The sequence below is a fragment of the Pseudomonas sp. RIT-562 genome (assembly GCF_026241895.1).
Lineage (GTDB): Bacteria > Pseudomonadota > Gammaproteobacteria > Pseudomonadales > Pseudomonadaceae > Aquipseudomonas > Aquipseudomonas mandelii_F.
This window is the reverse complement of sequence record NZ_JAPJIV010000020.1, coordinates 110,618-136,708: the sequence shown is the minus strand read 5'-3', so window position 1 is coordinate 136,708 and position 26,091 is coordinate 110,618. Positions and strand designations below refer to the sequence as shown.

The window sequence follows — 26,091 nt, the reverse complement described above, 5'->3', positions numbered from 1 at the left end:
AAAGCCGCGGATGACTTATCGAACTCGGGTCCCGGACGCTGGGTGACAATTGATCATGATTATCAAGCATTAAAAAATACAGCATCGATGTTTCTAAACCGACTGATGTCCATGGGCGATGAGGGAAGACTGTTCGGGTCGCAAGGTAAGGACTATGCCAACACCAGACGTGAAAAGATTCAGGAGTGGCAACCCTTTCTCGAGGACACCGATGAAAACATTGTGGCGCAATCCGCCACACATCCTTACGGCAGTAGACGACAGATTGCTCAAACATTTCTGGAAGGTGATGACACCTGGGCGAAAGGTGGCAAGTCGTGGTACTGGCAGCCTGCGATTGCGGACAGCGTCAATGAACTGAAGGGAGTCAATTAAATGAAAGCCAGGTATGTCTATCTGTTTTGGGGTGGGATGGATTTGATCTTCATCGCATGGGTGTGCGTCTCGAACTTTCTGGATGGCAAAATTCCGCTGTATAGCGATATACAGTCGTATGTTCGGCTGAGTGCGGAACAAGAATGGGTGGGCGGTGTACTTTTGTCTCTGTCGATTGTCTTGAATATTTCAATCGTGATTTCGATGGTTGTATTTTTTCGTTGTATGAAGCAAGCGCGATATCTGGTGTGCGTGCAAACACCGTTCAGGCTGTTGCTGGTTGTTCCTTCACTGCCATTTATCCCGATGCTGGTGAAATACGGCGAAGTCACCTCGGTGACAATACTGCTGGGTCTTTTGGTGTTCTCGGAAGCCACAAAGCTTGTGTCGATTTTTATGGTGCACAAATCACAGCCTTGTTGATGGCGATTAAATTTTTCAGGTGTTCGAATTTTTCGTGCTTGTCGATTGTTCAATCTTGAATGACCGGCTGCGCTGCGGTGTCAATTCAATTAATTTCAAAAGGACAGGTATGAACGACTCATTGCATCGGACAGATACGCTTAATCCGCGTAAAGATTTCCAGGTCGGAGTTACTGAAACATATTGGGTTGAGTTTCAGCTATTGGACGAACAAGGCGAGGCGCTTGCCGACATGCCCTATCGGGCAACCAATGAAGCCACCCGCGAAGGTATGGTGCCTGAGTACATAGGGCGTAGTAATGCTCAAGGTCTCATTCGGATTGAAGGCCTTGACCCGCTAGCCGTTACCCTGCAGTTGGAAGCCGAACCATTCGCTGCGGAACTGCAAAATCGTCGATTACGTGCGACCAGACCCGAACCGCGCCGCCCCGGTCCGGGCAACCCCACACCGCTCTACGGTCCTCAGCGTCCGGGATTCTCACCGATCGAATTACAGGCGCGGGCTGCGGGTAAGGGGTATTACTATTTGCGGATAGGGCAGTTGTGCGATCGCGAACCCAGTTTCACTCCTTCGCTCGATGATTCAAACCAAGCATACATTTTTCATTTCCCTGATCCGGATTTCCAAGGCTTCACCTTGGGTGACGGAGAATTGAATCGCCATCATGTTCTTGAAGTCTGTCCGTTCCGGGCCTGGTCGCTGGTTTTGCATCATCAATCTGAGTACAGCCTGGTTAATGCCTATAACTTGGGGCTGATGAGTATATTGGCGTACAGCAATCGGCTTGAATCGGAGCTCGGTGGGGTCGAAGAATTTTTTTATCAGCAATGTCTTGATCTGTCGCGTACCCCGCGTGTTTGGGATAATGGACAAATTTGGCCTTGTGTAGTGAGCGATGTTCCTTTTAATGACCGCTACTCGATAGCCAAATCGCTAGACACTGCCAAGGCAGATGAGCCAGAGGGGCATACTCAGTTTTGCTACGCGATTAGCGCATCGCAGATTCTGGTAGCATGGCGGGGGACTGAAATAGATGGATTTGCTGATTTACGCACAGATTTGACTTTTCGACCAGTAGAGTCTGATATTTTAGTAGGTTGTGCAAATAAGATTTCGTGTGGGGATCTCGCCTCGAAAGGTAGTGTCCATCTGGGCTTTCGCAATGCCTTCAAAGTCGCTCGGCGGATATATGCATATCATTTTGAAGAAATTATTTTTGATAATATTGAAGGAAGAAAGATATTTATTTGTGGTCATAGTCTCGGAGGTGCTCTAGGACTAATTCATGCGGCATCGCTAAAAAACAATAATCCTTTGCTTTACACTTTCGGAATGCCAAGAACCTTCACTCTAGCGGCTATGACGTCTTTTGAGAAAATAGTTCACTTTCGACATGTTAATGATACCGATCTTATTCCTAGCGTTCCTCCTGAAGCTGCTTTGGATAACTATTTATATGACCTATATGGGCCGTTAGGTACGACAATGGGTTTTGCATGGTCGATGCTGCAGCTCGCGACTAATTCCCTAATTAAGCGCGGAGATCCCTATTGTCATCATGGTGAAATAGCCATGTTTTTCAAGGCCGAGCAGCACTTGCAAACTCGTGGCTCTGATTATCCAGCTTATCGCAACAAAGATGGTCTGGGAGCTCCATACCACAACAAAATTGCCCGTCGCCTCCCCGAAAAGGCCAAGTTATATCTGGTGCCCAGTCTCGGGCCAGACGAGGACCAGCAGGCCGAGCAGGCGCAAGGACACTTGATAAGTTCGCTGGACATGGTCAGTCGAGCAAAATACTTCCCGCCTCTGGGTAATCCTAAGTCCGGACGGTTGCTAGGCATTGGAAACCACTTCATGTCGGAGTACCAGCCCTACATCCATAACCAACTGTTGGAGTCGATCAATCCTGAACGCGAGCCGTTGCTGGAGCGACAGGGGCAACGTCAGAAGTTTGAGCTACAGATGAAAGAGCATGCCGTGCACATTCCCGAAGATGAGCATTCGCGCAATCGAGTTTTTCTCCACTTGCAGACTTTGATGGGGCAGGCCTTGCGTTCGACACAGCAGTTGGACGGAGGCGCCGAGGCGCTACTGCGTTTCGATGGAGTGGCTGACCCTTTGGCCTATTACGAGAAAGTTTGGGGTTAAGCCTAAGCAGCAGAGGAAACAGCCATGACTCTAAAAATTCAAATCACGTTCCTTTGTATTTTTTTCAGCTTGATCGGTTGTGCCAGCCCGAGGGACCGAAGCCTTGCGCCCCCTCCAGATAGCGAAACAATCAATATCACTGTAAAAGTGCCTAAAGAGTTAGGAGTAGAGACACTCGAGGTCATGTATCGCTCGACTACTTGCAAGCGCATCACGCATGGAGCTAGTGGGCAGCGAGTTGAAATAGATGGTCGTCATGGCATCGATATGCAACTGCAACGTCAAGGAAACACTGACCTGTTTACGGCTGATGTACCTAAGGACGGCGGTGGAGCTTGCAAATGGCACCTGGCAAATGTGACTTTTGGTTTGGCCTATAAAAATCCGTCTCAATTTGGCGAGTCTGTAATATTCGGCGGCGGTGGCGGAGTAGTGGTGATCTTCGATCACAATAGATCGCCCCAAGGAGGAGCAGATTTTCAAGTTGACGGAGATGTGGTGATCAAAAAGGAGTACTTTCCGTGGTTGCACGAGCGCTACCTAGGTGGTTACAGAAAACGTATCAGTCTCGCCGGCGCGGGGCACATTTATTTGATGTACCGAGCGTTAAACGCGCGCAAGGTTTACTTTGAGCCCGTACTGCATTCCGATTTTTTGGTTACGTCGCAAGGGACGAAAGTACACAAAATCGGAGATTTTATAAAGTTCACATACCCCGACGGTAGCGTAGTAGCGGAGAGTCAAGCGCGCCCGGACTACTATAAGCTCCAAACTATTCGGACGGGCCGAGTTTCGTATTGTTTTTCCCCGAGGTATTACTCTCGCTGCCCAGACCGACGTCCGCAGTTACTTCCCGAACTACTGCCTGATAAGGAGATGCCTGGTTATGGGCGCTATGTCGTGGCAGATGAGTGGGGAAACGCTGTGGTTTCCTTTGCTTATCGACTTTTTGGCAAAAACGGCGAGAAGTTCGAAGGTAAAAGTGGAATTAACGGACTTACACGCCCGATACCAGACAGTGCCCATCCGCTAAGCAAAGTCGAATTTCCCGAGCGGTTATGGTGAGGTCGGCCGTTGTTGCTTCGCACAACCTAAGGTGTCTTTCCAATACAGATGTGCGTGTCATAAAAATGGTAATTCGGTCGGTGGTGGCTGGCGAATGTTTATCAAGTCAGGAGGGTTCGAAGTGATGAAGCGCCTTAGCAATATCTGGTTCCTGTTCATAATCATTCTGCTGAGTGGTTGCACAAAGGACTACCGCTTAGCTCCGCCTGCAGATAGCGAGAAAATAAATATCACTGTGAAAGTGCCTGTCGAATTAGAGGTAGAAACACTCGAGGTAATGTATCGCTCGAGTACTTGCAAACGCATAACGCATGGAGCTAGTGGGCAGCGTGTTGAAATAGATGGTGGTAATGGCATCGATATGCAATTGCAACGTCAAGGAAGCACTGACCTGTTTACGGCTGATGTACCTAAGGATGGTGGGGGTGCTTGCAAATGGCACTTGGCCAATGTGACCTTTGGTGTCGCGTATGCGAACCCAACGAACTTTGGTGAGTCTGTTAAATATGGAGCAGGTGGGGGTGTTGTAGTGATGTTCGATCACAATAATTCGCCACAAGGGGGAGCGGACATAAAAGTTGATGGGGATGTGATAATCAAAAGAGATTATTTTCCTTGGGTGCATGAGAGATTTATAGGGGGATACAGGAAACGCGTTAGCCTCGCTGGCAGGGGGCCAATTTACTTAATGTACCGAGCGTTAAACGCGCGCAAGGTTTACTTTGAACCCATACTGCATTCCGATTTTTTGGTAACGTCGCAAGGTACCAAAATACACAAAATCGGAGATTTTATAAAATTTACATATCCCGACGGTAGTGTAGTAGCCGAGAGTCAAGCGCGGCCGGACTACTATAAGCTCCAAACTATTCGAACGGGCCGTGCTTCGTATTGTTTTTCCCCGAGATATTACTCTCGCTGCCCAGACCGACGTCCGCAGTTACTTCCCGAACTACTGCCTGATAAGGAGATGCCTGGTTATGGGCGCTATGTCGTGGCAGATGAGTGGGGAAACGCTGTGGTTTCCTTTGCTTACCGACTGTTTGGCAAAAACGGCGAGAAATTCGAAGGCAAAAGTGGGATTAAAGGACTTACACGCCCGATACCAGACAGTGCCCATCCGCTAAGCAAAGTCGAATTTCCCGAGCGGTTATGGTGAGGTCGGCCGTTTTTGCTTCGCACAACCTAAGGTGTCTTTCCAATACAGATGTGCGTGTCATAAAAATGGTAATTCGGTCGGTGGTGGCTGGCGGATATTTATCAAGTCAGGAGGGTTCGAAGTGATGAAGCGCGTTAGCAGTATCTGGCTACTGTTCATAATGATTCTGTTGAGTGGTTGCACAAAGGACTACAGCTTAGCTCCGCCTGCAGATAGCGAAAAAATCAATATCACTGTGAAAGTGCCTGTCGAATTAGAGGTAGAAACACTCGAGGTAATGTATCGCTCGAGTATTTGCAAGCGCATAACGCATGGAGCTAGTGGGCAGCGTGTTGAGTTGGACGGTTACCATGCCATCGATATGCCACTGCAACGTCAGGGAAGCACTGACTTATATTCGGCAGATTTACCTATTGATGGCGGTGGCGCTTGTAAATGGCATCTGGGTAACGTGACCTTTGGTGTTGCCTATGAGAATCCCTCCCGATTTGGTGAGACAGTGACGTACGCAGGAGGTGGCGGGGTAGTGGTTATGTTTGATCATAACAATTCGCCACGCGGAGGGGCGGATTTTCAGGTTGATGGCGATGTTTTGATCAGGAAAGAGTATTTTCCGTGGTTGCACGAGCGTTATATTGGTGGTTACAGAAAGAGCATCAGCCTTGCTGGCGCGGGGCATATCTATTTACAGTACCGAGCTTTAAACGCGCGCAAGGTTTATTTTGAGCCAGTACTGCATTCCGATTTTTTGGTAACGTCGAAAGGGACGAAAGTACACAAAATCGGAGATTTTATAAAGTTCACATACCCCGACGGTAGTGTAGTAGCGGAGAGTCAAGCGCGCCCGGACTACTATAAGCTCCAAACTATTCGGACGGGCCGAGCTTCGTATTGTTTTTCCCCGAGGTATTACTCTCGCTACCGAGACCGACGTCCGCAGTTACTTCCCGAACTACTGCCTGATAAGGAGATGCCTGGTTATGGGCGCTATGTAGTGGCAGATGAGTGGGGAAACGCTGTGGTTTCCTTTGCTTACCGACTGTTTGGCAAAAACGGCGAGAAGTTCGAAGGCAAAAGTGGGATTAAAGGACTTACACGCCCGATACCAAACAGTGCCCACCCTCTAAGCAAGGTGGAGTTTCCCGAGCGTTTGTAGTGACGCATTTCGAAGATCACTAAACATCAACCTGATACGCGCACGCGGTGCGGAATAATGGAGTTAATTATTAATGTGTAAACACAACTTTCAATTAGTCGATGGTTTGTCCAGCGCTTGCGCTTGTGTGGTGGGTTGACCCATGGCCTGGGATCGGCATTGCGCCGAAGAAGTGCAGGCTCCAGCACCCCTTTTCATAGGACGTTGGGCTTTTGCGGCAGGGGTGGCGATAACCGTCGGTGTATTGCTGTTCTTTCTTTCTGCCTCCAACCTGGTGCCACAGATGCAGGCGGCGAATATCTGGGTTTTGGCTGCGGCGCCGCTGCTTGCCTGGGTATTGGTATTCAGCGCTCGCGCTTACGCCTTTGGCAATGCGTTAGAGCGTCATGAGTTCCTCAAGGCAGAAGCTGATAACGCGCAGGAGTCCTGGCAAGTATGGGCGCAACGTTATCTGGCGGTGCATGCCAGTTGTGTGGTGTTACCGGATCACTTATCCGCATTAACACTGACTCAGGCCGCCCTCAACTTGCCGCCGCGTGACGGCCAGGCTCGACGCATTGCGGCATTACCCGCGCAAGGGGACCGCGCACAAACCGGGCTGCAGTTGCTGGTGCAGGCAATGGCGACAGTTTTGTTGGCGTTGCCGAAAGAGCAGCCGTTGCGGGTCACTTTGCTCAGTGATGTCCCTGTCGATCAACGCGGACAACTACAGGATGCCTGGGAGGAGTCGTGGACCACTGCAATCGGTCAGCCTTCGCCGGCCAATGTCAACGTGGCCTCTGAACTGCCCTGTCAATGGGTCAACGAAAAGCTCAAGACCGCCAGCGCAGATTTCGAGTTGGTTGTTGTGCTGCAAGTCAGTGGCGAGGGTGCCTATTCCGATGGACTCGCGGCGTTGCTTCTATGCCCGGACAAATTGGCCGACGCATGGGATCTGCCAGTGCTAGGGAAGCTGCTGCGCCCAATGCCGGTGGATATCACGGCGTTGAAGAGTGAACTGCCGCTATTCCTGCAATCCCAAACCTGCGCCGGTCAGGCGACAGCCGTGCTCGCAGACAGTCTGGACTGGCAACCGGCGCTGGCTCAGATCGCCATGGCCGGTAGCGCTCGTGGCACTGCTCTGAACATAGAACAACAGTGGATTCAAGAGCGCTTCAGCGGCCAGCCCGGCCCCCTGGGTCACTGGTTGGTTGCGGCATTGGGTGTGGAGGCAGCGCGGCATCAACAGGCACCTCTGCTGTTGTTGGCACACGATCAATCGCAACACTGGATCAGCACCGTAACCAGCAGGGATTTCAAATGAGACGTTCGAATAATATGTGGCGCAAAGGCGGCGCGGCGGTGTGGATCATTGCTGTGTTGGCGGTACTGAGTTGGGGAATGGGCGCCTACGGTGATCGTGTAGGGTTGGTCGAGGCCCATCACAAACTACTAGCATCGTTGCTGGTCATGACCCTCATTGCGGTGATTGCTTTTGCGCCTCGCCTGCTGATTTATCTCAAGCAACTCAGTCACCGTGAGCAGGAAAAAGCGAACAAGGTCTACCCGGAAACAGACAAAGAGTTGCGCCCGCGCGCGAATCCGGAATTTGATCGCAACGCACTGCGCATAGAGCTGGAAAACCGCCACGGCCGCCGCTGGCGCCGCAAAATCCGCCTGCTGCTCATCGTCGGCGAACCCGACGAAATCAAAGCCATCGCCCCCGGCCTCACCCCCGACTACTGGCTGGAAGGCCAGGACACCGTGCTCATCTGGGGCGGCAGCCTCCAGGCCAAACCCGAAGCATCCCAGCTCGAACAATACCGCCGCCTGAGCCGCTGGCGTGCACTCGACGGAGTGGTCTGGGCCGTCAACCCGCTACAGACCACCGACGCCGCCGCCATGGGCGCGGGTGCGCGCCATTTGCAAGAGCTGGCCCGGCAGTTGAAGTGGCAGCTGCCGTTGTACCTGTGGCAAGTCTGCGACAGCCAGTGGCCGCAGCCACAACGACCGTCGCAACCGGTCGGCTGCCTTCTGCCCGCGAACGCCTCGGCGATCGAACTCGAAACCCGGCTCGAGCAACTGATCAAACCCCTGCACGACGCTGGCTGGCTGCAGCTGCAGACGGACACGACATACGATTTCATGCTGCGCCTGTCCCGCGACCTGCAGGTGGAGGGCATTGCCCGTTGGCGCCAGGCGCTGCTGCCGCTGTTCGGCGAGTTGGGTCGGGGCGTGCCGTTGCGCGGGTTGTGGTTCAGCCTGCCGTTGCCCGTGCACAAAGATTATAAAAATCACCATTGGCCGGTCGATCCCGCCTGGCAGGGCGTGCTCGATGACAAGGCGCTACAGACTCACCGCCTTGATCGGCACCCCATCCAACTGGGCGCCAAAATCGCCGTCTGTGTGGCACTGGTGTGGACCGCCGGTCTGCTGCTGTCCTACCTCAGCAATCGCACCCAAATCGCCCAGGTGCAAAGCTCCCTGACCACACTCAATCAAGCCGACCAAGGCGATGCCCAACTGCAGGCCCTCAATGAGCTGGTGCGTGAATTATCGCGCCTGGATTACCGCGCCACACACGGCACACCCTGGCATCAACGCTTCGGCCTGAACCAGAATCAGCCACTCGCCGACGCGGTCTGGCCGATCTACGTCGAGGCCAACCATCGCCTGCTGCGAGACCCGGCGGCGGCCAACCTTCAGGCCAAACTCAACGCCCTGATCAAGCTGCCCCCCGACAGCCCCGAGCGCGGCAAACGCGCTGGTGAGGCCTACGATCACCTCAAGGCCTACCTGATGATGGCCCGCCCGGACAAAGTCGACGCGGCCTTCCTGAGCAAGACCCTGATCAACGCCCAGCCCGAGCGCCAGGGCATGTCCCCGGGATTGTGGTTCGCGCTGTCGCCGAGCTTGTGGAAATTTTACACCGAGCAACTGCCCGCCCACCCAGATTGGCGCATCGAAGCCGATCCGACCCTGGTCGCCCAGGCCCGCCGGGTGCTGCTTGGCCAAATGGGCCAGCGCAACGCCGAGACCGCGCTGTACCAAAAAGTCCTCGACGGCGTCGCCAACCATTACCCTGACCTGACCTTAAAGCAGATGGTCAACGACACCGATGCCCAGGCGCTGTTCAGCACCGGCAAAACCATCCCCGGCGTGTTCACCCGCCAGGCCTGGGAAGGCCAGGTGCGCCAGGCCATCGACGCAGTCGCCGAAGCCCGTCGCGAGGAAATCGACTGGGTGCTCAGCGATCACCCTAAAGACCTCGCCGCCGAACTGACCCCGGACGTGCTCAAGCAGCGCCTGACCGAGCGTTATTTCCAGGACTACGCCAGCGCCTGGCTGGATTTTCTCAACAGCCTGCGCTGGCAGAACGTCGCCAGTCTGGGCGCGGTGATCGATCAACTGACGTTGATGAGCGATGTGCGTCAGTCGCCGTTGATTGCGCTGATGAACACGCTGTCCTACCAAGGCCAAGCGGGGGTAAGGGGCCAGGCCTTGGCCGAGTCACTGGTGAAATCCGCGCAGAAATTGATCAATCAGGAACAACTCCCCAGCACCGACTTGAGCACCAGCCCACTCGACGCCACCTTCGGCCCGCTGCTGGCACTGCTCGGCAAAGAAGAAAACCAGGGCGAGCGCCTCAACCTGCACGCCTTCCTCAACCGCGTCACCCGCGTGCGCCTGAAACTGCAGCAAGTCAGCACCGCGACCGATCCGCAAGCCATGACCCAGGCCCTCGCGCAAACCGTATTCCAGGGCCAGAACGTCGACCTCACCGACACCCAATCCTACGGCAGCCTGGTCGCCGCCAGCCTCGGTGCGGAGTGGGGCAGGGTTGGCGAAACGCTGTTCGTGCAGCCGCTGGAACAAGCCTGGCAGCGAGTGCTGCAACCGTCCGCCGCCAGCCTCAACCAGCAATGGCAGCGCGCAATCGTTAGCGACTGGCATGCCGCGTTTGCCGGGCGTTATCCCTTTGCGGCCACCGCCAGCGACTCCTCCTTGCCGATGCTGGGGCAGATGATCCGCGCTGATTCGGGGCGCATCGAGCAGTTCCTGCAACGGCAACTCGGTGGCGTGTTGCGCAAGGAAGGCAGCCGCTGGGTGGCCGATCCCCGGCACAGCCAGGGCCTGCGTTTCAACCCGCAGTTTCTCGCCTCGATCAATCAACTCAGCCACCTGGCAGACGTGCTCTACACCGACGGCGGCATGGGCATCAGCTTCGAGCTGCGGGGCAAACCGGTGCGCGATATTGTGCAGACGATCTTCGTGCTCAACGGCGAAAAACACGACTACTTCAACCAGAAAGAAAGCTGGCAGCGCTTCAGCTGGCCAGGCTTTACCAGCCATCCGGGGACTCGCTTGAGCTGGGTCAGCGTGGAAGCGAATGAACGGTTGTTTGGCGATTACGAAGGCACGTGGGGCTTGATCCGACTGCTGGAACAGGCGCGGGTTACGCCGCTGAGTGACAGCGACAGTTTGCACCGGCTGCAGGTCAGGGCGCCGGACGGGTTGGACCTCACGTGGAACCTGCGCACCGAGCTGGGAATGGGGCCGTTGGCGATGTTGAAGCTGAGGGATTTCACCTTGCCTATGCAGATATTTTTGAGTGCAAACGATCACGAGAAACCCGTTGTTCAAGCGAGGAAAAGCAAATGAGCCTGAAAGCATTGATCGCCCGCTGCCTCGGGGAAGGCGATGCCGTTGCCCTCGGCAGCCTGCAGGCCGACCGCTGGGAACCGTGGTTGCACGCCATCACTAAAGACTCACCGGCAGGCGAAGACCCGAGTTACGACGACGACTTCCAGCGCATGCGTGAAGAGGTCAACAAGCTCTCCGGCGCGGATGTCGACCAGGTCGCGCAGCTGGCGGAAAAGCTGACTAACCAGCGCTGCAAGGACTTGCGAGTCGGCACCTATTACCTGTGGGCGCGCTTGCACAAGGACGGCGAACGCGGGCTGGCTGACGGCCTCGGTCTGCTGGCTGCTCTGGTGCAACGTTTCGCCGGCGAGATCCTGCCCGCACGGCCCAACAGCCGCAAGTTGGCGCTTGAGTGGCTGACCAGCTCCAAGGTCCTGGATTGTCTGACCCAGTATCCGGAAGTGGTGAAGGAGGAGTCCGAACGCACGGTCGCGGCGCTGGCCTGGCTGGAGCGCGGGATGGAAGCATGGCCGCAGGATCAGCGCGCGGATTTGAGCAGTCTGTATAGCGCCTTGTCTGCACGGATGGCGCAGTCGGGCGGGGTGGATGCGCTGGTGCCGCAGAACACTAACCGGCGCGAGGCCGACGCATCAGCGGCTACACCTGCCGGGCTGGCCATCAAGTCCGGACGTGACCTGCTCGACAGCGGTCGGATCCTGGCGGGTTATCTGCGCGAGCAGCCGCTCGGACGTCTGGCGGCCCAGCGTCTGCTGCGCAGTTTGCGCTGGGACACCCTGCATCACACACCCCCCCAGGACGCTGGCGGAGTGACCCGCCTGGCACCGCCTCGTGGCGAGTATCGCGCGCAACTCAAAAGGCTGCACCTGCAACAGGACTGGAGCGAATTGCTCAATGAGGCGGAGCGAATGTATGCCGAAGGCGTCAACCATTTCTGGCTGGACCTGCAGTGGTACGCCTGCCAGGCGCTGAGCAAGTTACCTGCGCCGCATGATGAATGGGCCGGCATTATCCGGCGCGACCTGGGCATGTTTCTCGAGCGCCTGCCAGGTCTTGAACTGTTGTGCTGGAGCGACGGAACGCCCTTCGCCGATGAGACCACCCGGGAGTGGATCGTCCAGCATGTCAGCGGTAATCGCTCACAGCAGTGGTTACCGGCAGCCACTCCGGTCCCCACGGGTACAGACAACGACATCTGGTCATTGGAGGTCGAGGCGCTGGCGCAGGCTGACTCGGGGGGTGTCGAACAGGCGATCGCCTGGCTGGCCGAACGCCCCGACATAGAAACCGCGCGCCAGCGCTGGCTGTTGCGCTTGCTGATGGCGCGCGTGGCTGAGCAATACGGCAAGAGCGACCTGGCGGTGCACCTGCTGGGTGAGCTGGACGCCACGGCGCAGCGCCACGGCCTGGATACGTGGGAGCCAGCGCTGCATTTCGAAGTCAAGGCGCGCCTGCTCAAGCTGCTGCGTCTCAGGGCTCAACGCAGCGGCGCCGACAAAATCACCCTGGGGACTCGGATGGAGTCGCTGCTGGCGGCGCTGGTCGCCCTGGACCCGGTACGCGCTGCGGTGCTCTGCGGCTGAACCTCATTTATCAGGATTCTAATTTTGAGCAAGGACAACCTGACACTGCATTACTACGACGCCGAGATGCGCTATCTGCGTGAAGCCGGCAAGGAGTTTGCGCAAGCCTTTCCCGAGCGTGCCGCGCAGTTGAATCTGGACAAGCCGGGCGCTCGCGATCCCTATGTGGAGCGTCTGTTCGAGGGCTTCGCGTTTCTGATGGGACGCTTGCGCGAGAAGCTCGACGATGATTTGCCGGAGCTGACCGAGGGCTTGGTCAGCTTGCTGTGGCCGCATTACCTGCGCACCATCCCATCGCTGTCGATTGTCGAGCTGGCGCCGGAGCTTGCCAAGCTCAAAAAAGACAAGTTGATCGCCGCTGGCTTCGAAGTGCTGTCGCAGCCTGTGGGGCCACAACGGACTCGTTGCCGCTATACCACCACTCAGGACCTGAGATTGCGCCCAATCGCTCTGGAGTCTGTGCGACTGGCTCACGAACCGGACGGCCGCTCGGTGTTGCGACTGCGCTTTATCCGCGGAGATCTAAGCCCATGGAGCGCGATGGATCTGAGCCGTTTGCCGCTGTATCTGTGCGCCGATGGACCCATGGCCAGCGCCCTGCATCAAGCGCTGACGCTCAACGCTCAAGCGATGTACATACGCCAGGCAGGCGAAGAGCGCCGGCTGTTCGAGGGCTTTTTTTCGCCCAAGGGATTCGGCGACGAGGATCGCCTGTGGCCTAAAGGCGACAGTGCATTCAGTGGTTATCAGTTGCTGCTGGAATACTTCAGCTTCCGTGAGAAATTCATGTTCGTGAACCTGTGTGGTCTCGAGCATGCCAGCTTCACACCCGAGGCGACCTGGTTCGAGCTCGAAGTGGTTTTGCGCGAGGCGTGGCCACAGACATTCAATCTGAACGCTGAACACATACGCCTGCATGCGGTACCGGTCATCAATCTGTTCACGTTGGAGGCCGACCCCCTGGTCCTGGCGCCCCTGCAGACCGACTACTTGCTGCGCCCGATGCGTTTGCAGGACGGTCACATCGAAATCTATTCGGTGGATCAGGTCAGTAGTTCCAGTGATGCAGGGAAATTGCAGTACGTCCCCTTCAGCAGCTTCCGCCACAAGGGCGGCATGCTGCGCGACGAGGCGCCTGAGCGCTACTTTCATACACGGCTCAAGCGTGCGGCCAACGGTTTGCATGACACCTGGTTGATCCTTGGTGGTGAGGGTTTTGACGAGGACGCGCTGAACAAGAGCCGAAGTCTCTCGCTCAAATTGACCGGCACCCACGGCCAACTCCCTCGCAAAGCCCTGCAAAGCACCTTGCTCGACACTCCCGCTCAAGCCTCCACCCTAGGCCTGCGCGTGCGCAATCTGTGCGCGCCGACCCTGCCGTGCTACCCACCCAACCGCGATCGTTTTCACTGGCGGGTCCTCAGCCACCTCGGCTCGAATTTCCTGCCAATGCTCGATAACGCCGAAGTCCTGCGCGGCACCCTGGCCCTGTATGACTGGACCGGCAGCGAACTGAACAGACGCCGTCTGGAAGCCATAGTCGAAGTCAAACACCACCTGGTCCAGCGCTTCGAAAAAGGCTTTCTGCTGCGCGGGGTGGACATCGAAGTGACCCTGGACGCCAACGGTTTCAGCGGTGAAGGCGACATCAGCCTGTTCGGCGAAATGCTCCATCGGTTCTTCGGTTTGTACGCCGACATCCACCTATTCAACCAGCTCACGCTGATCCTTCAACCTACAGGGAAATGCCTGCGATGGAACGAGAAACACAGTCAGCGTATTCCCGGCTGAAAGCCAGTGGAGTGCTTGAAGCGCTGCAGGGGCGGGTGGCGGAGGCCAATCTGTATCGCTTTTGCCAGCTGCTGGAACAGGCTTTGCCGGATCATCCGCTACTGGGCAGCACCACAAATCCGGCGGATGACCCTGTGCGCTTTCGGCCTGACCCCGGCATGGGTTTTCCCGCGGGCGAACTGAAGTCGATCGAGCATGATGAGCACGACTCTCTGCGCCCGGCTACGGTGCGCACGCGCCTGCTGGGGTTATACGGCGTGGACTCACCGATGCCCACGGCGTTCATCGATGACATCGCCCAACGTCGCGAAGGGCATGAGGCACTCGAAGCGTTTCTGGACATTTTCAACCACCGGATCTTCACCCAGTTCTACCGGATCTGGCGCAAGTATTCTTATCCGGCCACGTTCGAGGCGGGGGGGACCGATGCGACCTCGCAATGCCTGCTGGGTTTGATCGGCCTGGGGATTGAAGGTACAGCCAGGCAGATCGAGACGCCGGTGTCGCGCTTTCTCGCGCTGCTTGGGGTGATGCGTTTGCCGACGCGCAATGCCGAGGGGGTGTGCGCGCTGGTGAAGCTATTGGCGCCCAACACACGAGCTCGGGTGACGCCGCACTGGCCGCAGAAAATCGCCCTGGCCCAGCCTGCCAGTTTGTCTGCAGCGCAACCGGTGCGCCTGTCCCAAGGCACTCCGCTGGGCAGTGTCGGGTATGACGCCAACAGCCAACTGCACCTGGCGCTGTTCACTGAAGACCCGGACGAGGCGCGTGGCTGGTTGCCCGGCGGCCAGTTGCACAAGGATCTGCTGGTGTTGCTGCGGGTGTACCTGGGCTGGCGTTGTACCGCCAGGCTGCAGTTGTCGCTGCCGGTGCGCAGCCTGCCCCAACCGTTGCTCGGTGGCGCACCGGTCTTGCTGGGCATGACGGCGGTGCTGGGCCTTGAGAGCGCGCAGGACAACATTACGATCAACCTGGGCCGCTATCAGGGCCTCAAACCTAACCCTCAGGAAAGAGAGATTCAGCATGTCGCGTACCGTTTCTAAAGCGCTGGGGGTCGTCGCATTCGGCGCACTGCTCGCCGGCTGTGGCGTGACCCAGTCAGTCTCCGACGCCACTTCGGCGACGGCCCGGTCGATCTTCTACAAGCAGGTAAAAACCCTGCACCTGGACCTGAACGCCCGCACCGCAATGAACACTGACGGCGCCGACATGAATGCGCTGTCGGTGCCGACGCTGGTGCGGGTATATCAACTGCGTGACCGCAAGGCGCTGGACAAGGCTGCCTACGACGGGTTGCTCAACCACGATGACAGGTTGCTGGGCGACGCTTTGCTGGGGCACAAAACCCTGGTGGTGAAGCCGGGGGAGGGGGCGCTATTGGGCATGCCACTGGACAAGGATGCGCAAGTCGTTGCGGTGGTCGCCTTGCTGCGCGAGCCCGACAACCAGCAGAACACCTGGCGGCTGATCCTCGGTCGCGATGAGCTTGATCCGGACCGGGCCCGGGTCATTCATTTAGGCGATAACCGCTTGACCTTGCAGCCGCTCGCCGAGGATTGACCGATGCCTGATCTTAATCCGTCACTCTACGAAACGTTGCTGCAGAATTTCACCGGCGACCTCGAGCTGCATCAGGTCGCCGAGGAGGATCAGTACACCCTGTCGGTGCTGGACAACGTGCAGCGCATCCTCAATAGCCGCGCCGGCACCCTCGCACACCTGGCGGATTACGGGCTGCCGGACATGGGCTCGACCCTCCAGGGCTTGCCTGCGTCATCGCATAACCTGATGAAAACCATCGCGCGCACGTTGACACTTTACGAGCCGCGCCTGTTGTCGGTGCACATCGAATTGTTGCCGCAGTCGCTGCCCGGGCATCTGGAATATGGCCTCGATCTGCGACTTGAAAGTGGCCGGCAAGTGAGTTTCGGCACGACCCTGGCGCCCGAGGGCAATGTTCTCGTGCGCCATCTGAAACGCCAGAGCTGGTTGGCTAAAACGTACCCATAACGGAGGGAAGCTCGATGACAGCGTTGTTTGAAATGCGCGTGCGGGTCGGTGGAGATCCAAGGGACTTCGCTGAGTTTGCCGCGATCCGCGATGAGCTGGCCAAGCTCAGCCACCCGGCCTGCCCGGATGTGGACTGGGGGCGGGTGGAGCAATTGTGCCTGACGCTGTTCCAGCAGCATGGGGCAGATTTGCAGACGGCCGCTGCCCTGGCCCTGGCCCGCGGACACCGCTACGGCCTGGACGGAGTGGCCCAAGGCATCGAGTTGATCGAGGGATTGGTGTGCGAATGGCCAACCTTATGGCCGCCGGTGCCGTCGGTACGCCTGGATATCCTCGGGTGGCTGTTCACGCAGCTGCAATGGTTGCTGCGCAGCCAGGAGCTGGAGAGTCGCAGCCTGCCGGCGCTGGTTTACCTGGCGAACGAGCTTGAGCATCTGCACCAGCGTTTGAGTCTGCAGGTGCAGGCTCCGCTGGTGACTTTGCAGGCGCTGCGACAGCAGATCGATAACCTGCTGCCGCGTTTACAGGGTGATACTTTTTCCGGTGCCGTGCTGCCGTTGGAGCCGCGTCGGGTGCGGCCGGCACTGGCGATGCCGGTGGTTATCCTGCCGGCCAGTCCCATGCCGCAGTTAAAGTCATCGAAGCGCAGCATCGCTTTCGGCGTGGCTAGCCTGACCGTACTGATCGGCTTGATCGGTGCGGTGTGGTGGCAAAAATCCAGCGAAACCAGCGAGTCGTTCAGCCAGTTCTTCGAGCCGCAGCAGGTCACTCCAGCGCCGGTGCGCTTGGACAGCATGTCACTGTTCGATGCCGGCAGTTCGACGCTCAAACCAGGCTCGACCAAAGTCCTGATCAACACCCTGGCCAACATCAGGGCGCAACCGGGATGGCTGATCGTGATCGCCGGACACACCGATGCCAGCGGCAACCCTGAGCACAACCTGCAGCTGTCCCATGCCCGCGCCACTGCGGTGCGCAGCTGGATGCAACAGATGGGCGATATCCACGACAGCTGCTTCGCCGTGCAGGGGCTGGCGTCCAGCCAACCGATTGCCAGCAACGATACCGAGAGCGGTCGGGCGGCCAATCGGCGGGTCGATATCAGCCTGGTGCCGCAAGCGGGGGCCTGCGGTTAGTTGTCAGGTTGGTGTTTATCGTGCTGTCGAGTGGATAACTGCGCGAAGCTGATTATGCTTAGGAAACCTTGCAGCGATGCGAGGCCGTCAGCCTGTTCGCATGCTTTACGCAGACCGTAATCCGAAGACATCAGCCCCAGGGCCTGGGTGCGGCGTTTGGTAGTGAGGTACTCCGGCCTACAACAAGAGAAACACGGAGAACACTCATGGCCGCAATCGACAACACCACCACGGGCAGCTCGCCCAACCAGGGGATCACCAGGGAGGAGCGCAAGGTCATCTTCGCTTCCTCCCTGGGCACGGTATTCGAGTGGTACGACTTTTACCTGTACGGCTCACTCGCCGCGATCATCGCCAAGCATTTTTTTGCCGGGGTCAACGAGACCACCGCCTTCATCTTCGCGCTGCTCGCGTTCGCCGCAGGGTTTGCCGTACGGCCCTTTGGTGCCATCGTGTTCGGCCGTCTGGGGGACATGATCGGGCGCAAGCACACCTTCCTGATCACGATTGTGATCATGGGCATCTCCACGGCCGTGGTGGGTTTCCTGCCCGGTTACGCGACCATCGGCGTGGCAGCCCCGATCATCCTGATCACCTTGCGCCTGTTGCAAGGTCTGGCGCTGGGCGGTGAGTACGGGGGCGCGGCGACCTACGTGGCTGAACATGCACCTAAAGGTCGGCGGGGTTTCTTCACCTCGTGGATTCAAACCACGGCGACCCTCGGGCTGTTCCTGTCGTTGCTGGTGATCCTGGCCTGCCGCACCATCCTCGGCACTGAAGCTTTCGAGGCCTGGGGCTGGCGCATTCCGTTCCTGCTGTCGCTCCTGCTGCTGGTCATCTCGGTGTACATCCGCCTGCAACTGAGCGAATCGCCGGCGTTCCTGAAAATGAAGTCGGAAGGCAAATCGTCGAAAGCGCCGCTGACTGAATCCTTCGCCCGCTGGGACAACCTCAAGATCGTCATCATGGCGTTGCTTGGCGGTACGGCGGGGCAGGCGGTGGTCTGGTACACCGGACAGTTCTATGCGCTGTTCTTCCTCCTGCAAACGCTGAAGATCGACCCGCAGACCGCCAACTTGCTGATCGCCGGTTCGCTGCTGATCGGTACGCCGTTCTTCGTAATATTCGGCAGTCTGTCCGACCGCATCGGGCGCAAGGGCATCATTATGGCGGGCTGCATTCTTGCGGCACTGACGTACTTTCCAATCTTCCACGCGCTGACCCAGTACGGTAACCCCGACGTGTTCACCGCCCAGGAGAGAAATCCGGTCACGGTGGTGGCCGATCCGCAACAGTGTTCGTTCCAGTTCGACCCGGTGGGCAAGGCTAAATTTACCAGCTCCTGTGACCTGGCCAAGACCCTGCTGGCGAAGCGGGCCATCCCCTACAAGAACGAGAAGGCCGAGCCTGGGACCGTGGCGCAGGTGCGCATCGGCGACAAGGTAATCACCAGCTTCGAAGGCACCGGCATGCCGGCTGCCGAGTTCAAGACCCGCAACGAGGCCTTCACGGCAACGCTGGGCGCTTCGCTCAAGGAAGCCGGCTACCCCGAGAAGGCTGACCCGGCGAAGACGAACTACCCGATGGTGCTGCTGCTCCTGACCATCCTGGTGATCTACGTGACCATGGTTTACGGCCCGATTGCCGCGTGGCTGGTGGAACTGTTCCCGACGCGTATCCGCTACACTTCGATGTCGCTGCCGTACCACATCGGCAACGGCTGGTTCGGTGGCTTCCTGCCGACGGTGGCGTTTGCCATGGTGGCCGCCACGGGGGATATCTACTACGGCCTGTGGTACCCAATCGTCATCGCGGTGATGACGGCGGTATTGGGTACGTTCTTCCTGCCGGAAACCAAGGATCGAGACATCCTCAACGACTGATCGCAACGAGCCCTCTCTCGCCAGGGAGAGGGCTGCTTCTGAACGAATGCGCCACAGCATGCTCCAACCTGTTCCCACCCTGGGAAGCATTACCCCATCGACGCCGCGTTTATCGGCGAAGCCAGCCTGGATAGCGGCGCGTCTCTCTTACAAGGAAGCAAGAACCTCATGCACCCTTCCATATCCTCATCTGCGCCGGTTACCGGCGAACTGGTTGCATCCTTCCGGCACGGCAAGGGCTTTCCGTTGTTCATGCTGATCCTGGCTCTGATCATGTTGGGCATGGCGTGTTTCGTCCTGTACCTGGGCACGATCCTGCCCGTGGGCAGTTCCGGACCGGTCAGCGTGAATACCAGTCGTGGCACCAATCTCAACTTTTCCAGCCCGCAAATGCTGATCTATTGCACCAGCGCTTTCCTGGCCGTTATCGCGGCGGGGTTGTTTGGGCTCTACGTGTGGCAGAAGCGCTTGCGCCAGGCCAGTTACGAAGTCTATGAACATGGCATTGCCTGCACCATGGGGTCGAGCAAGGACTACGTGCCGTTCGCTGAAATTGAAGACCTGTACCTGTTCAGCTCGGGCCAGGTCGCCATCAGCGGGCTGATCACCAACCTGGCCTACCGCCGCAATGCCAGTGAGCCGTTCCACCGGGTGATTGAATCGCTCAGGGGTTTCCACGACTTCCAGCAGCTGGTGCGCGAGTTGCACGTGCGCGAGCGCCTGCCTTCGGTGCTGGAAAACCTTGCAGGCGGTGCTGTCGTTACCTTCAACTATGTGCCGGGCAAAGCGGTATGGGGCAAGCGCTTGAAAGGCAACTTCCTTGATGTGACGACGCAGCCGATCCTGGTGACTCGCGAGTTCCTTGAAGTGCAGGGGCGCAAGGTGCCGATGTCGAGCTTGCGCACTCTGGACTTGAGTGTGTGGAGCGAAAAGGTGGTGATTAGGGACGAGTCAGGGAAAGAAGTGCTGTCGACCATCGCCACCGGGATCATGAGCCATGACCTGTTCCTCAACACCATGGGCGTCATTCTGGATAATGAAGCGGTCGATCGCGGTGAGATTGTCACCGAGGTGCAGGATTGACAGCCTGGTCTGTCGGCAACATTGCCGGCCGATGAACCAAAACCAGCTTCCATGACTGCCTCTGGCGGACCGTAAAGTCATGCGTGCCTGGATTTGGCGCAGCACCTCAGATTGGTGCCGAACGCAAATGCCGCATACACCCGAACAAATGTAGGAGCCTGGCTTGCCAGCGATGACGTCCGCAAGACCGCCACCGCCGGCAAGCCGGGCTCCTACGGATGTGTGCCGCGATGCAGCGCAAATCCCGGTCAGTTCTTGATCACATAACCAAACGCCCGAATACGCCCCTCAACTTCCTTCAAATACACCCCCTGAAGTTCCGGGGTGAAGCCTGGCAGGGAGTTGATGCCTTCTTCCAGCGCCAGGAAGTACTTAAGTACCGCGCCGCCCCAGATCTCCCCGGGCACCACGCACAGCACGCCAGGCGGGTAGGGCAGCGCTCCTTCGGCGGCGATGCGTCCATCGGCGTCGGCCAGGGCCACCAGCTCGACGTTGCCGCGAATGAATTCGAACTGCGCTGCTTGCGGGTTCATCGCCTTTACGGGGAAGTGTTCCTTGCGGAACATCGCTTTCTGCAGTTGCTGCACGTTGTGGCTGCGGTACAGGTCGTGCATTTCCTGGCACAGCTGGCGGATCGTGTAGTTGCGATAACGCTCCTCGTATCGTCCGTAGATCGCCGGCAATACTCGGCTCATCGGCGCGTTGTCGTTGACGAAGCGCTCGAATCGCGCGATCTGCGCGGCCAGATGAGTCATCTTCGCCCAGTCTTCAGCGGGGGTCAGCAGGAACAGAATCGAGTTGAGGTCGCACTTCTCCGGAACGATGCCATTTTCGCGCAGGAAGTTGGCGAGAATCCCGGCATGGATACCGAAGTCGGTGTAGCTGCCGTCCACCGGGTCGATGCCCGGGGTAGTGAACAGCAGTTTGCACGGGTCGATGAAGTACTGCTTCTCGCCGTAGCCCTGGAAGGCATGCCAGCGATCCTTGGGATGAAACTCGAAGAAGCGCAGGTCATTGGCAATTTCTTCAGTGGGGTAGTCTTCCCAGGCGCGTCCTTCAATGGTCGCGGGTACGAAAGGGCGGACCATGGTGCAGGCTTCGAGAATCAACTTGCGCGCGTCGATGCCAAATTTCACGCAATCATCCCACAGCTTCAGGCCACTGCGGCCAGCGTGGATGCGCGCGTTCACATCGAGCGAGGCGAACAGCGGATAGAACGGACTGGTGGAGGCCTGGGCCATGAATGCGTTATTCAGCTGCGCATGGTTGCAGTAGCGGGCCTGGCCCTTGATGTGACGATCTTTCTTGTGCACCTGCGAGGCCATGGAGAACCCGGCCTGCTGTTTGTGCACCGACTGGGTGACGAAGATGCCCGGATCGTCCGCGTGCAGGTCCAGCAGCAAGGGCGAACAGTCCTTCATCATCGGGATGAACTGCTCGTAGCCGACCCAGGCCGAGTCGAACAGGATGTAGTCACACAGTTTGCCGATGCGGTCGACTACCTGGCGGGCGTTGTAGACGGTGCCGTCATAAGTGCCGAGCTGAATGATCGCCAGGCGGAACGGGCGGGCGGCCTGGGCCTTGTCCGGTGCTACTTCGGCGATTAACTCGCGCAGGTAACTCTCTTCGAAACAGTGGGCGTCGATGCCACCGATAAAACCGTAAGGGTTGCGCGCGGTCTCCAGATAAATCGGCGTGGCACCAGCCTGGATCAGTGCACCCTGGTGATTGGACTTGTGGTTGTTGCGGTCGAACAGCACCAGGTCGCCGGGCGTCAGCAGGGCATTGGTCACCACTTTGTTGGAGGCGGAGGTACCGTTGAGCACGAAGTAGGTTTTGTCGGCGTTGAACACCTTGGCCGCGTGTTTTTGCGCCAGCAGCGCCGGGCCCTCGTGGATCAGCAGGTCACCCAGCTTGACGTCGGCGTTGCACATGTCGGCGCGAAACAGCGTCTCGCCAAAGAAATCGAAGAACTGCCGGCCGGCGGGGTGCTTGCGGAAGAACTGGCCGCCCTGGTGGCCCGGGCAGGCGAAGGTGACGTTGGCCGATTCGGTATAGCGTTTAAGTGAATCGAAGAACGGTGGCAGCAGGCTTTCTTCATAGGCCTTGGCCGCTGTCTCCAACTGGTGACCATGGTATTCGGCATTGTTGCGCGAACGGTCGAAGATGCCGTTGACCTGCAGCAGGACGTCCTCGAGGTGCTTATAGACATCACGCGCGCGGTTGCCGGTGCCGGGGGAGGTGGCGAGGAAAATCGGAATATCGAAACCGGTGCGCTGGAGTGACTCCAGGGCGCCGGCCATCACGTCTTCCACCGAGAACACGGCGACGGCGATGTCGGTGTAGTCGGTCTGACTGAGCGGGACTACTTGCCGATAGGTCTGGAAGCAGTCAATCGCGGAATCACTGGCAGCAATCTTTAAAATTTTCATGCGGGGAAATCTCCTGGCGGACACTCACTTGTCCACCGTTTGCAAGAGATCAATGTACCGAGGGATCCATCAAGGTTCCCTGACCTGAATCATGCCAACACTGGTTATAGACGTGTTTGGCCAGATTGGTAGTGACGGGCGAACCGCAGTCGACTCCTGGCAAACCCTGTGCATCCCCGACGCTGACACGCCAGTACTTCGGCGCGCATCCCCGCGAACACTAGGTTGCGGGCACAGCGGATCTGGCCAACTACAGGTCGGATTCGCGCAAAAAACCTCGGGATGCATCTGTTCGAATGATCTCCAGCGGCCCACCAGAGTGGCGCCCTCTGTCGCTCAATCACTGACAAGGATCAAAGACATGCAAATGCCCAAAACCATCCAGATCAAGAACGGCGAGAAAGTGAGCCCGACCTTCTCGGCTCAGGAGTACGCCAACCGCCAGGGCAAACTGCGCGCTTATCTGGCACAAAACAACATCGACGCGGCAGTCTTCACTTCCTATCACAACATCAATTACTACAGCGATTTCCTCTACTGCTCGTTTGGCCGCCCATACGCCCTGGTCGTGACCCAGGACAGCGCCGTCACCATCAGCGCCAACATCGATGGCGGCCAGCCTTGGCGTCGGACCGTGGGCACGGAAAACATCGTCTACACCGACTGGCAGCGCGACAACTACTTCGTCGCGATCCAGCAGGCTTTGCCCAAGGCCGGGCGCATTGGTATCGAATTCGATCACCTGAACCTGCTCAACCGCGACAAGCTCGCCAGCCGCTATCCCCAAGCCGAACTGGTGGACATCGCCGCGCCCTGCATGCGCATGCGCATGATCAAGTCGGCCGAAGAGCACGCGATCATCCGGCACGGTGCACGGGTGGCGGACATTGGCGGCGCCGCGATCGTCGAAGCGCTGCGTGACCAGGTACCGGAGTATGAGGTGGCGCTGCATGCGACCCAGGCCATGGTGCGCGAGATCGCCCGAACCTTCCCGGACTCGGAGCTGATGGACACCTGGACGTGGTTCCAGTCCGGTATCAACACCGATGGCGCGCACAACCCGGTGACCTCGCGCAAGGTCAACAAGGGCGACATCCTCAGCCTCAACTGCTTCCCGATGATCGCCGGCTACTACACGGCGCTTGAGCGTACGTTGTTCCTCGACCACTGCTCCGATGAGCATCTGCGCTTGTGGGAAGTCAACGTCAAGGTCCACGAGGCCGGGCTGAAACTGATCAAGCCGGGCATGCGCTGCTGCGATATCGCCGCGCAACTGAACGAGATATTCCTGGAACACGATTTGCTGCAATACCGCACCTTCGGCTACGGGCACTCCTTTGGCACCCTGAGCCATTACTACGGTCGCGAAGCCGGGCTGGAATTGCGTGAAGACATCGACACGGTGCTGGAGCCGGGGATGGTAGTGTCCATCGAACCGATGATCATGCTGCCCGAAGGGCGGCCAGGTGCGGGCGGTTACCGCGAGCACGACATCCTGATCGTCAACGAGCAGGGTGGGGAGAACATCACCAAATTCCCGTACGGGCCGGAGCACAACATCATTCGCAAGTAACCGAACAACAGTTGGATGTGGGAGCTTCGCCGCTCCCACTTCCGGTCGTAGACCATCGCTGAACACTACGATGCATGAGCGCCCAAGAACGCCCAGCATTCATTGACCTTAACCCTGCCAAATAAAACAATAGAGGGTGTTTGTCATGTCATATGTATCGACTGTTTTTCCCGATTTTTGCGCCTCGACCCGGGGAGGTGCGCAATGAGCACTGCAAGCCTCACGCTGGAACAGACCCATGAAAAAAACTCCGAGCGCAAGGCCCTGCGGCGCGCGGCCAGCGCCAGCTTCATGGGTAACTTTGTCGAATGGTTCGACTACGCGGCCTACGGTTACCTGGCCACCGTTATCGCGCTGACATTCTTCCCGCAAACCGACAAGGCCAGCGCCTTGCTGGCGACCTTCGCGGTATTTGCCCTGTCGTTTATCGTCCGCCCCCTGGGTGGCCTGGTGTGGGGCCACTTTGGTGACAAGTATGGCCGGCGCAGCGCGTTGTCCTGGTCGATCCTGATCATGTCGGTCTCGACTTTCTGCATTGGCATCCTGCCTACATACAACCACATCGGCCTGTGGGCGCCGGCGTTGCTGCTGGTGATTCGCCTGTTCCAGGGCTTCTCTGCGTCCGGTGAATACGCGGGGGCGTCGGCGTTCCTCGCCGAGTACGCACCTGAAGGCAAACGTGGCCTGTACACCAGTATTGTCCCGGCCAGTACCGCAGCGGGTTTGCTGTTTGGCGCGGTATTCGTCGCCGGCCTGCATGCCTGGCTCAGCGTCGAGGACTTGCACAGTTGGGGCTGGCGCCTGCCATTCCTGCTGGCCGCGCCGTTTGGCCTGGTGGGGCGCTATATCCGCATGAGCCTGCAGGACACGCCCAAATTCCTGGAGATGGAAAAGCGCCTCGAAGCCAAGGAATGTGCGACCCACGCCCCGGTTCGCGAGTTGCTCACTGTGCATCGGCGCAGCGTGATCATCGGCATCGGCGTGACCTGCCTCAACGCCGTGGCTTTCTACCTGCTGCTGAGCTACATGCCGACCTATTTGTCGACCGAGATGGGCATGAGCGAAAGTGATTCGTTCCTGGCGTCCACGGTGTCCCTGGCCACCTATATCGGCCTGATCTTCCTGATGGGCAGGCTGTCGGACCGCTTCGGGCGCAAGACCATGCTATTGACCGCCTCGGTGCTGTTCCTGTTGTTGACCTTTCCGCTGTTCGGGATGCTCGATCATCAGCCGTTGCTGGTGGTGCTGATGATCCAGATTGCCTTCGGCGCGATCCTGGCGATGAACGACGGCACCCTGCCGTGTTTTCTCGCCGAGATATTTCCCACCCGGGTGCGCTTCAGCGGGTTTGCCTTCAGCTTCAACATCGCCAATGCGGTATTTGGCGGGACGGCGCCATTCATTGCGACCTGGCTGATCCAGATGACTGGCAACAAGATGGCCCCGGCCTGGTACCTGCTGGCCGCCGCAGCGGTAGCGCTGGTGGCAATGCTGGCCAGCCGTGAGACCGCGCACAAGGCTTTGCAGGATTGATGCTGGGTGCGGTGGGGTTCGCCCGGACCCCATCGCGGGCAAGCCTTGCTCCCACAGGACACCGGCAAGCCTTGCTCCCACAAAACACTGGCAAGT

19 protein-coding genes are annotated in these 26,091 nt (G+C 58.0%); 18 read left to right on the top strand and 1 reads right to left on the bottom strand.

Annotation, left to right across the window (positions count from 1 at the left end; all coding sequences use genetic code 11):
• The 16 genes from ORL50_RS22035 to ORL50_RS21960 form a co-directional block, all read left to right on the top strand.
• On the top strand, positions 1-375 hold a 375-nt coding region (locus ORL50_RS22035), incomplete at its 5' end, for a hypothetical protein (protein ID WP_266018000.1).
• Positions 376-798, top strand: a complete 423-nt coding sequence (locus ORL50_RS22030; RefSeq protein WP_266017998.1) for a hypothetical protein — start codon at positions 376-378, stop codon at positions 796-798.
• Between the two features lie 109 nt (positions 799-907).
• The gene (locus tag ORL50_RS22025) at positions 908-2,950 is read left to right on the top strand and encodes a lipase family protein (RefSeq protein WP_266017996.1); all 2,043 of its coding nucleotides are present in this window, start codon (positions 908-910) and stop codon (positions 2,948-2,950) included.
• A 24-nt stretch (positions 2,951-2,974) separates the two neighbouring features.
• Positions 2,975-4,015: a hypothetical protein gene (locus tag ORL50_RS22020; RefSeq protein ID WP_266017995.1), complete on the top strand. Its 1,041-nt coding sequence runs from the start codon at positions 2,975-2,977 to the stop codon at positions 4,013-4,015.
• 124 nt (positions 4,016-4,139) lie between these two features.
• Positions 4,140-5,174, top strand: coding sequence for a hypothetical protein (locus ORL50_RS22015; protein ID WP_266017994.1), 1,035 nt, complete (start codon positions 4,140-4,142; stop codon positions 5,172-5,174).
• 124 nt (positions 5,175-5,298) lie between these two features.
• Complete coding sequence (locus ORL50_RS22010; RefSeq protein ID WP_266017992.1) at positions 5,299-6,330, top strand: hypothetical protein; 1,032 nt, start codon at positions 5,299-5,301, stop codon at positions 6,328-6,330.
• Between the two features lie 142 nt (positions 6,331-6,472).
• Positions 6,473-7,633, top strand: a complete 1,161-nt coding sequence (locus ORL50_RS22005; protein ID WP_266017991.1) for a hypothetical protein — start codon at positions 6,473-6,475, stop codon at positions 7,631-7,633.
• Positions 7,630-10,971, top strand: coding sequence for an ImcF-related family protein (locus tag ORL50_RS22000; RefSeq protein ID WP_266017990.1), 3,342 nt, complete (start codon positions 7,630-7,632; stop codon positions 10,969-10,971). The genes ORL50_RS22005 and ORL50_RS22000 overlap by 4 nt, the downstream gene beginning before the upstream one ends.
• A complete protein-coding gene (tssA, locus tag ORL50_RS21995) occupies positions 10,968-12,554 on the top strand; it encodes a type VI secretion system protein TssA (protein WP_266017988.1) in 1,587 nt (528 codons plus the stop codon). Before ORL50_RS22000 ends, tssA begins: the two co-directional genes overlap by 4 nt.
• A gap of 24 nt (positions 12,555-12,578) precedes the next feature.
• Positions 12,579-14,345: a type VI secretion system baseplate subunit TssF gene (gene tssF / locus ORL50_RS21990; RefSeq protein ID WP_266017986.1), complete on the top strand. Its 1,767-nt coding sequence runs from the start codon at positions 12,579-12,581 to the stop codon at positions 14,343-14,345.
• Positions 14,309-15,388, top strand: coding sequence for a type VI secretion system baseplate subunit TssG (gene tssG, locus ORL50_RS21985; protein ID WP_266017984.1), 1,080 nt, complete (start codon positions 14,309-14,311; stop codon positions 15,386-15,388). The genes tssF and tssG overlap by 37 nt, the downstream gene beginning before the upstream one ends.
• Positions 15,369-15,905, top strand: coding sequence for a type VI secretion system lipoprotein TssJ (gene tssJ, locus ORL50_RS21980; RefSeq protein WP_266017983.1), 537 nt, complete (start codon positions 15,369-15,371; stop codon positions 15,903-15,905). The genes tssG and tssJ overlap by 20 nt, the downstream gene beginning before the upstream one ends.
• Before the next feature lie 3 nt (positions 15,906-15,908).
• Positions 15,909-16,355: a type VI secretion system baseplate subunit TssE gene (tssE, locus tag ORL50_RS21975; RefSeq protein WP_266017982.1), complete on the top strand. Its 447-nt coding sequence runs from the start codon at positions 15,909-15,911 to the stop codon at positions 16,353-16,355.
• Positions 16,356-16,369: 14 nt separating this feature from the next.
• Positions 16,370-17,491 carry an OmpA family protein gene (locus tag ORL50_RS21970; protein ID WP_266017980.1) on the top strand — a complete coding sequence of 374 codons (1,122 nt, stop codon included), beginning with the start codon at positions 16,370-16,372 and terminating at the stop codon, positions 17,489-17,491.
• Between the two features lie 206 nt (positions 17,492-17,697).
• Positions 17,698-19,374, top strand: coding sequence for an MFS transporter (locus tag ORL50_RS21965; RefSeq protein WP_266017977.1), 1,677 nt, complete (start codon positions 17,698-17,700; stop codon positions 19,372-19,374).
• Positions 19,375-19,542: 168 nt separating this feature from the next.
• Positions 19,543-20,457 carry a hypothetical protein gene (locus ORL50_RS21960; RefSeq protein ID WP_266017975.1) on the top strand — a complete coding sequence of 305 codons (915 nt, stop codon included), beginning with the start codon at positions 19,543-19,545 and terminating at the stop codon, positions 20,455-20,457.
• Positions 20,458-20,705: 248 nt separating this feature from the next.
• On the opposite strand, the gene speF is transcribed toward ORL50_RS21960, so the two are convergent.
• On the bottom strand, positions 20,706-22,889 hold the full coding sequence (gene speF, locus ORL50_RS21955) for an ornithine decarboxylase SpeF (RefSeq protein ID WP_266017974.1): 2,184 nt from the start codon (positions 22,887-22,889) through the stop codon (positions 20,706-20,708).
• 361 nt (positions 22,890-23,250) lie between these two features.
• Here speF and creA point away from each other — a divergent pair, with 361 nt between their 5' ends.
• Both creA and ORL50_RS21945 read left to right on the top strand, forming a co-directional pair.
• Positions 23,251-24,462, top strand: coding sequence for a creatinase (creA, locus tag ORL50_RS21950; protein WP_266017972.1), 1,212 nt, complete (start codon positions 23,251-23,253; stop codon positions 24,460-24,462).
• Positions 24,463-24,666: 204 nt separating this feature from the next.
• Positions 24,667-25,995, top strand: coding sequence for an MFS transporter (locus tag ORL50_RS21945; protein WP_266017971.1), 1,329 nt, complete (start codon positions 24,667-24,669; stop codon positions 25,993-25,995).
• Positions 25,996-26,091: the final 96 nt, after the last annotated feature.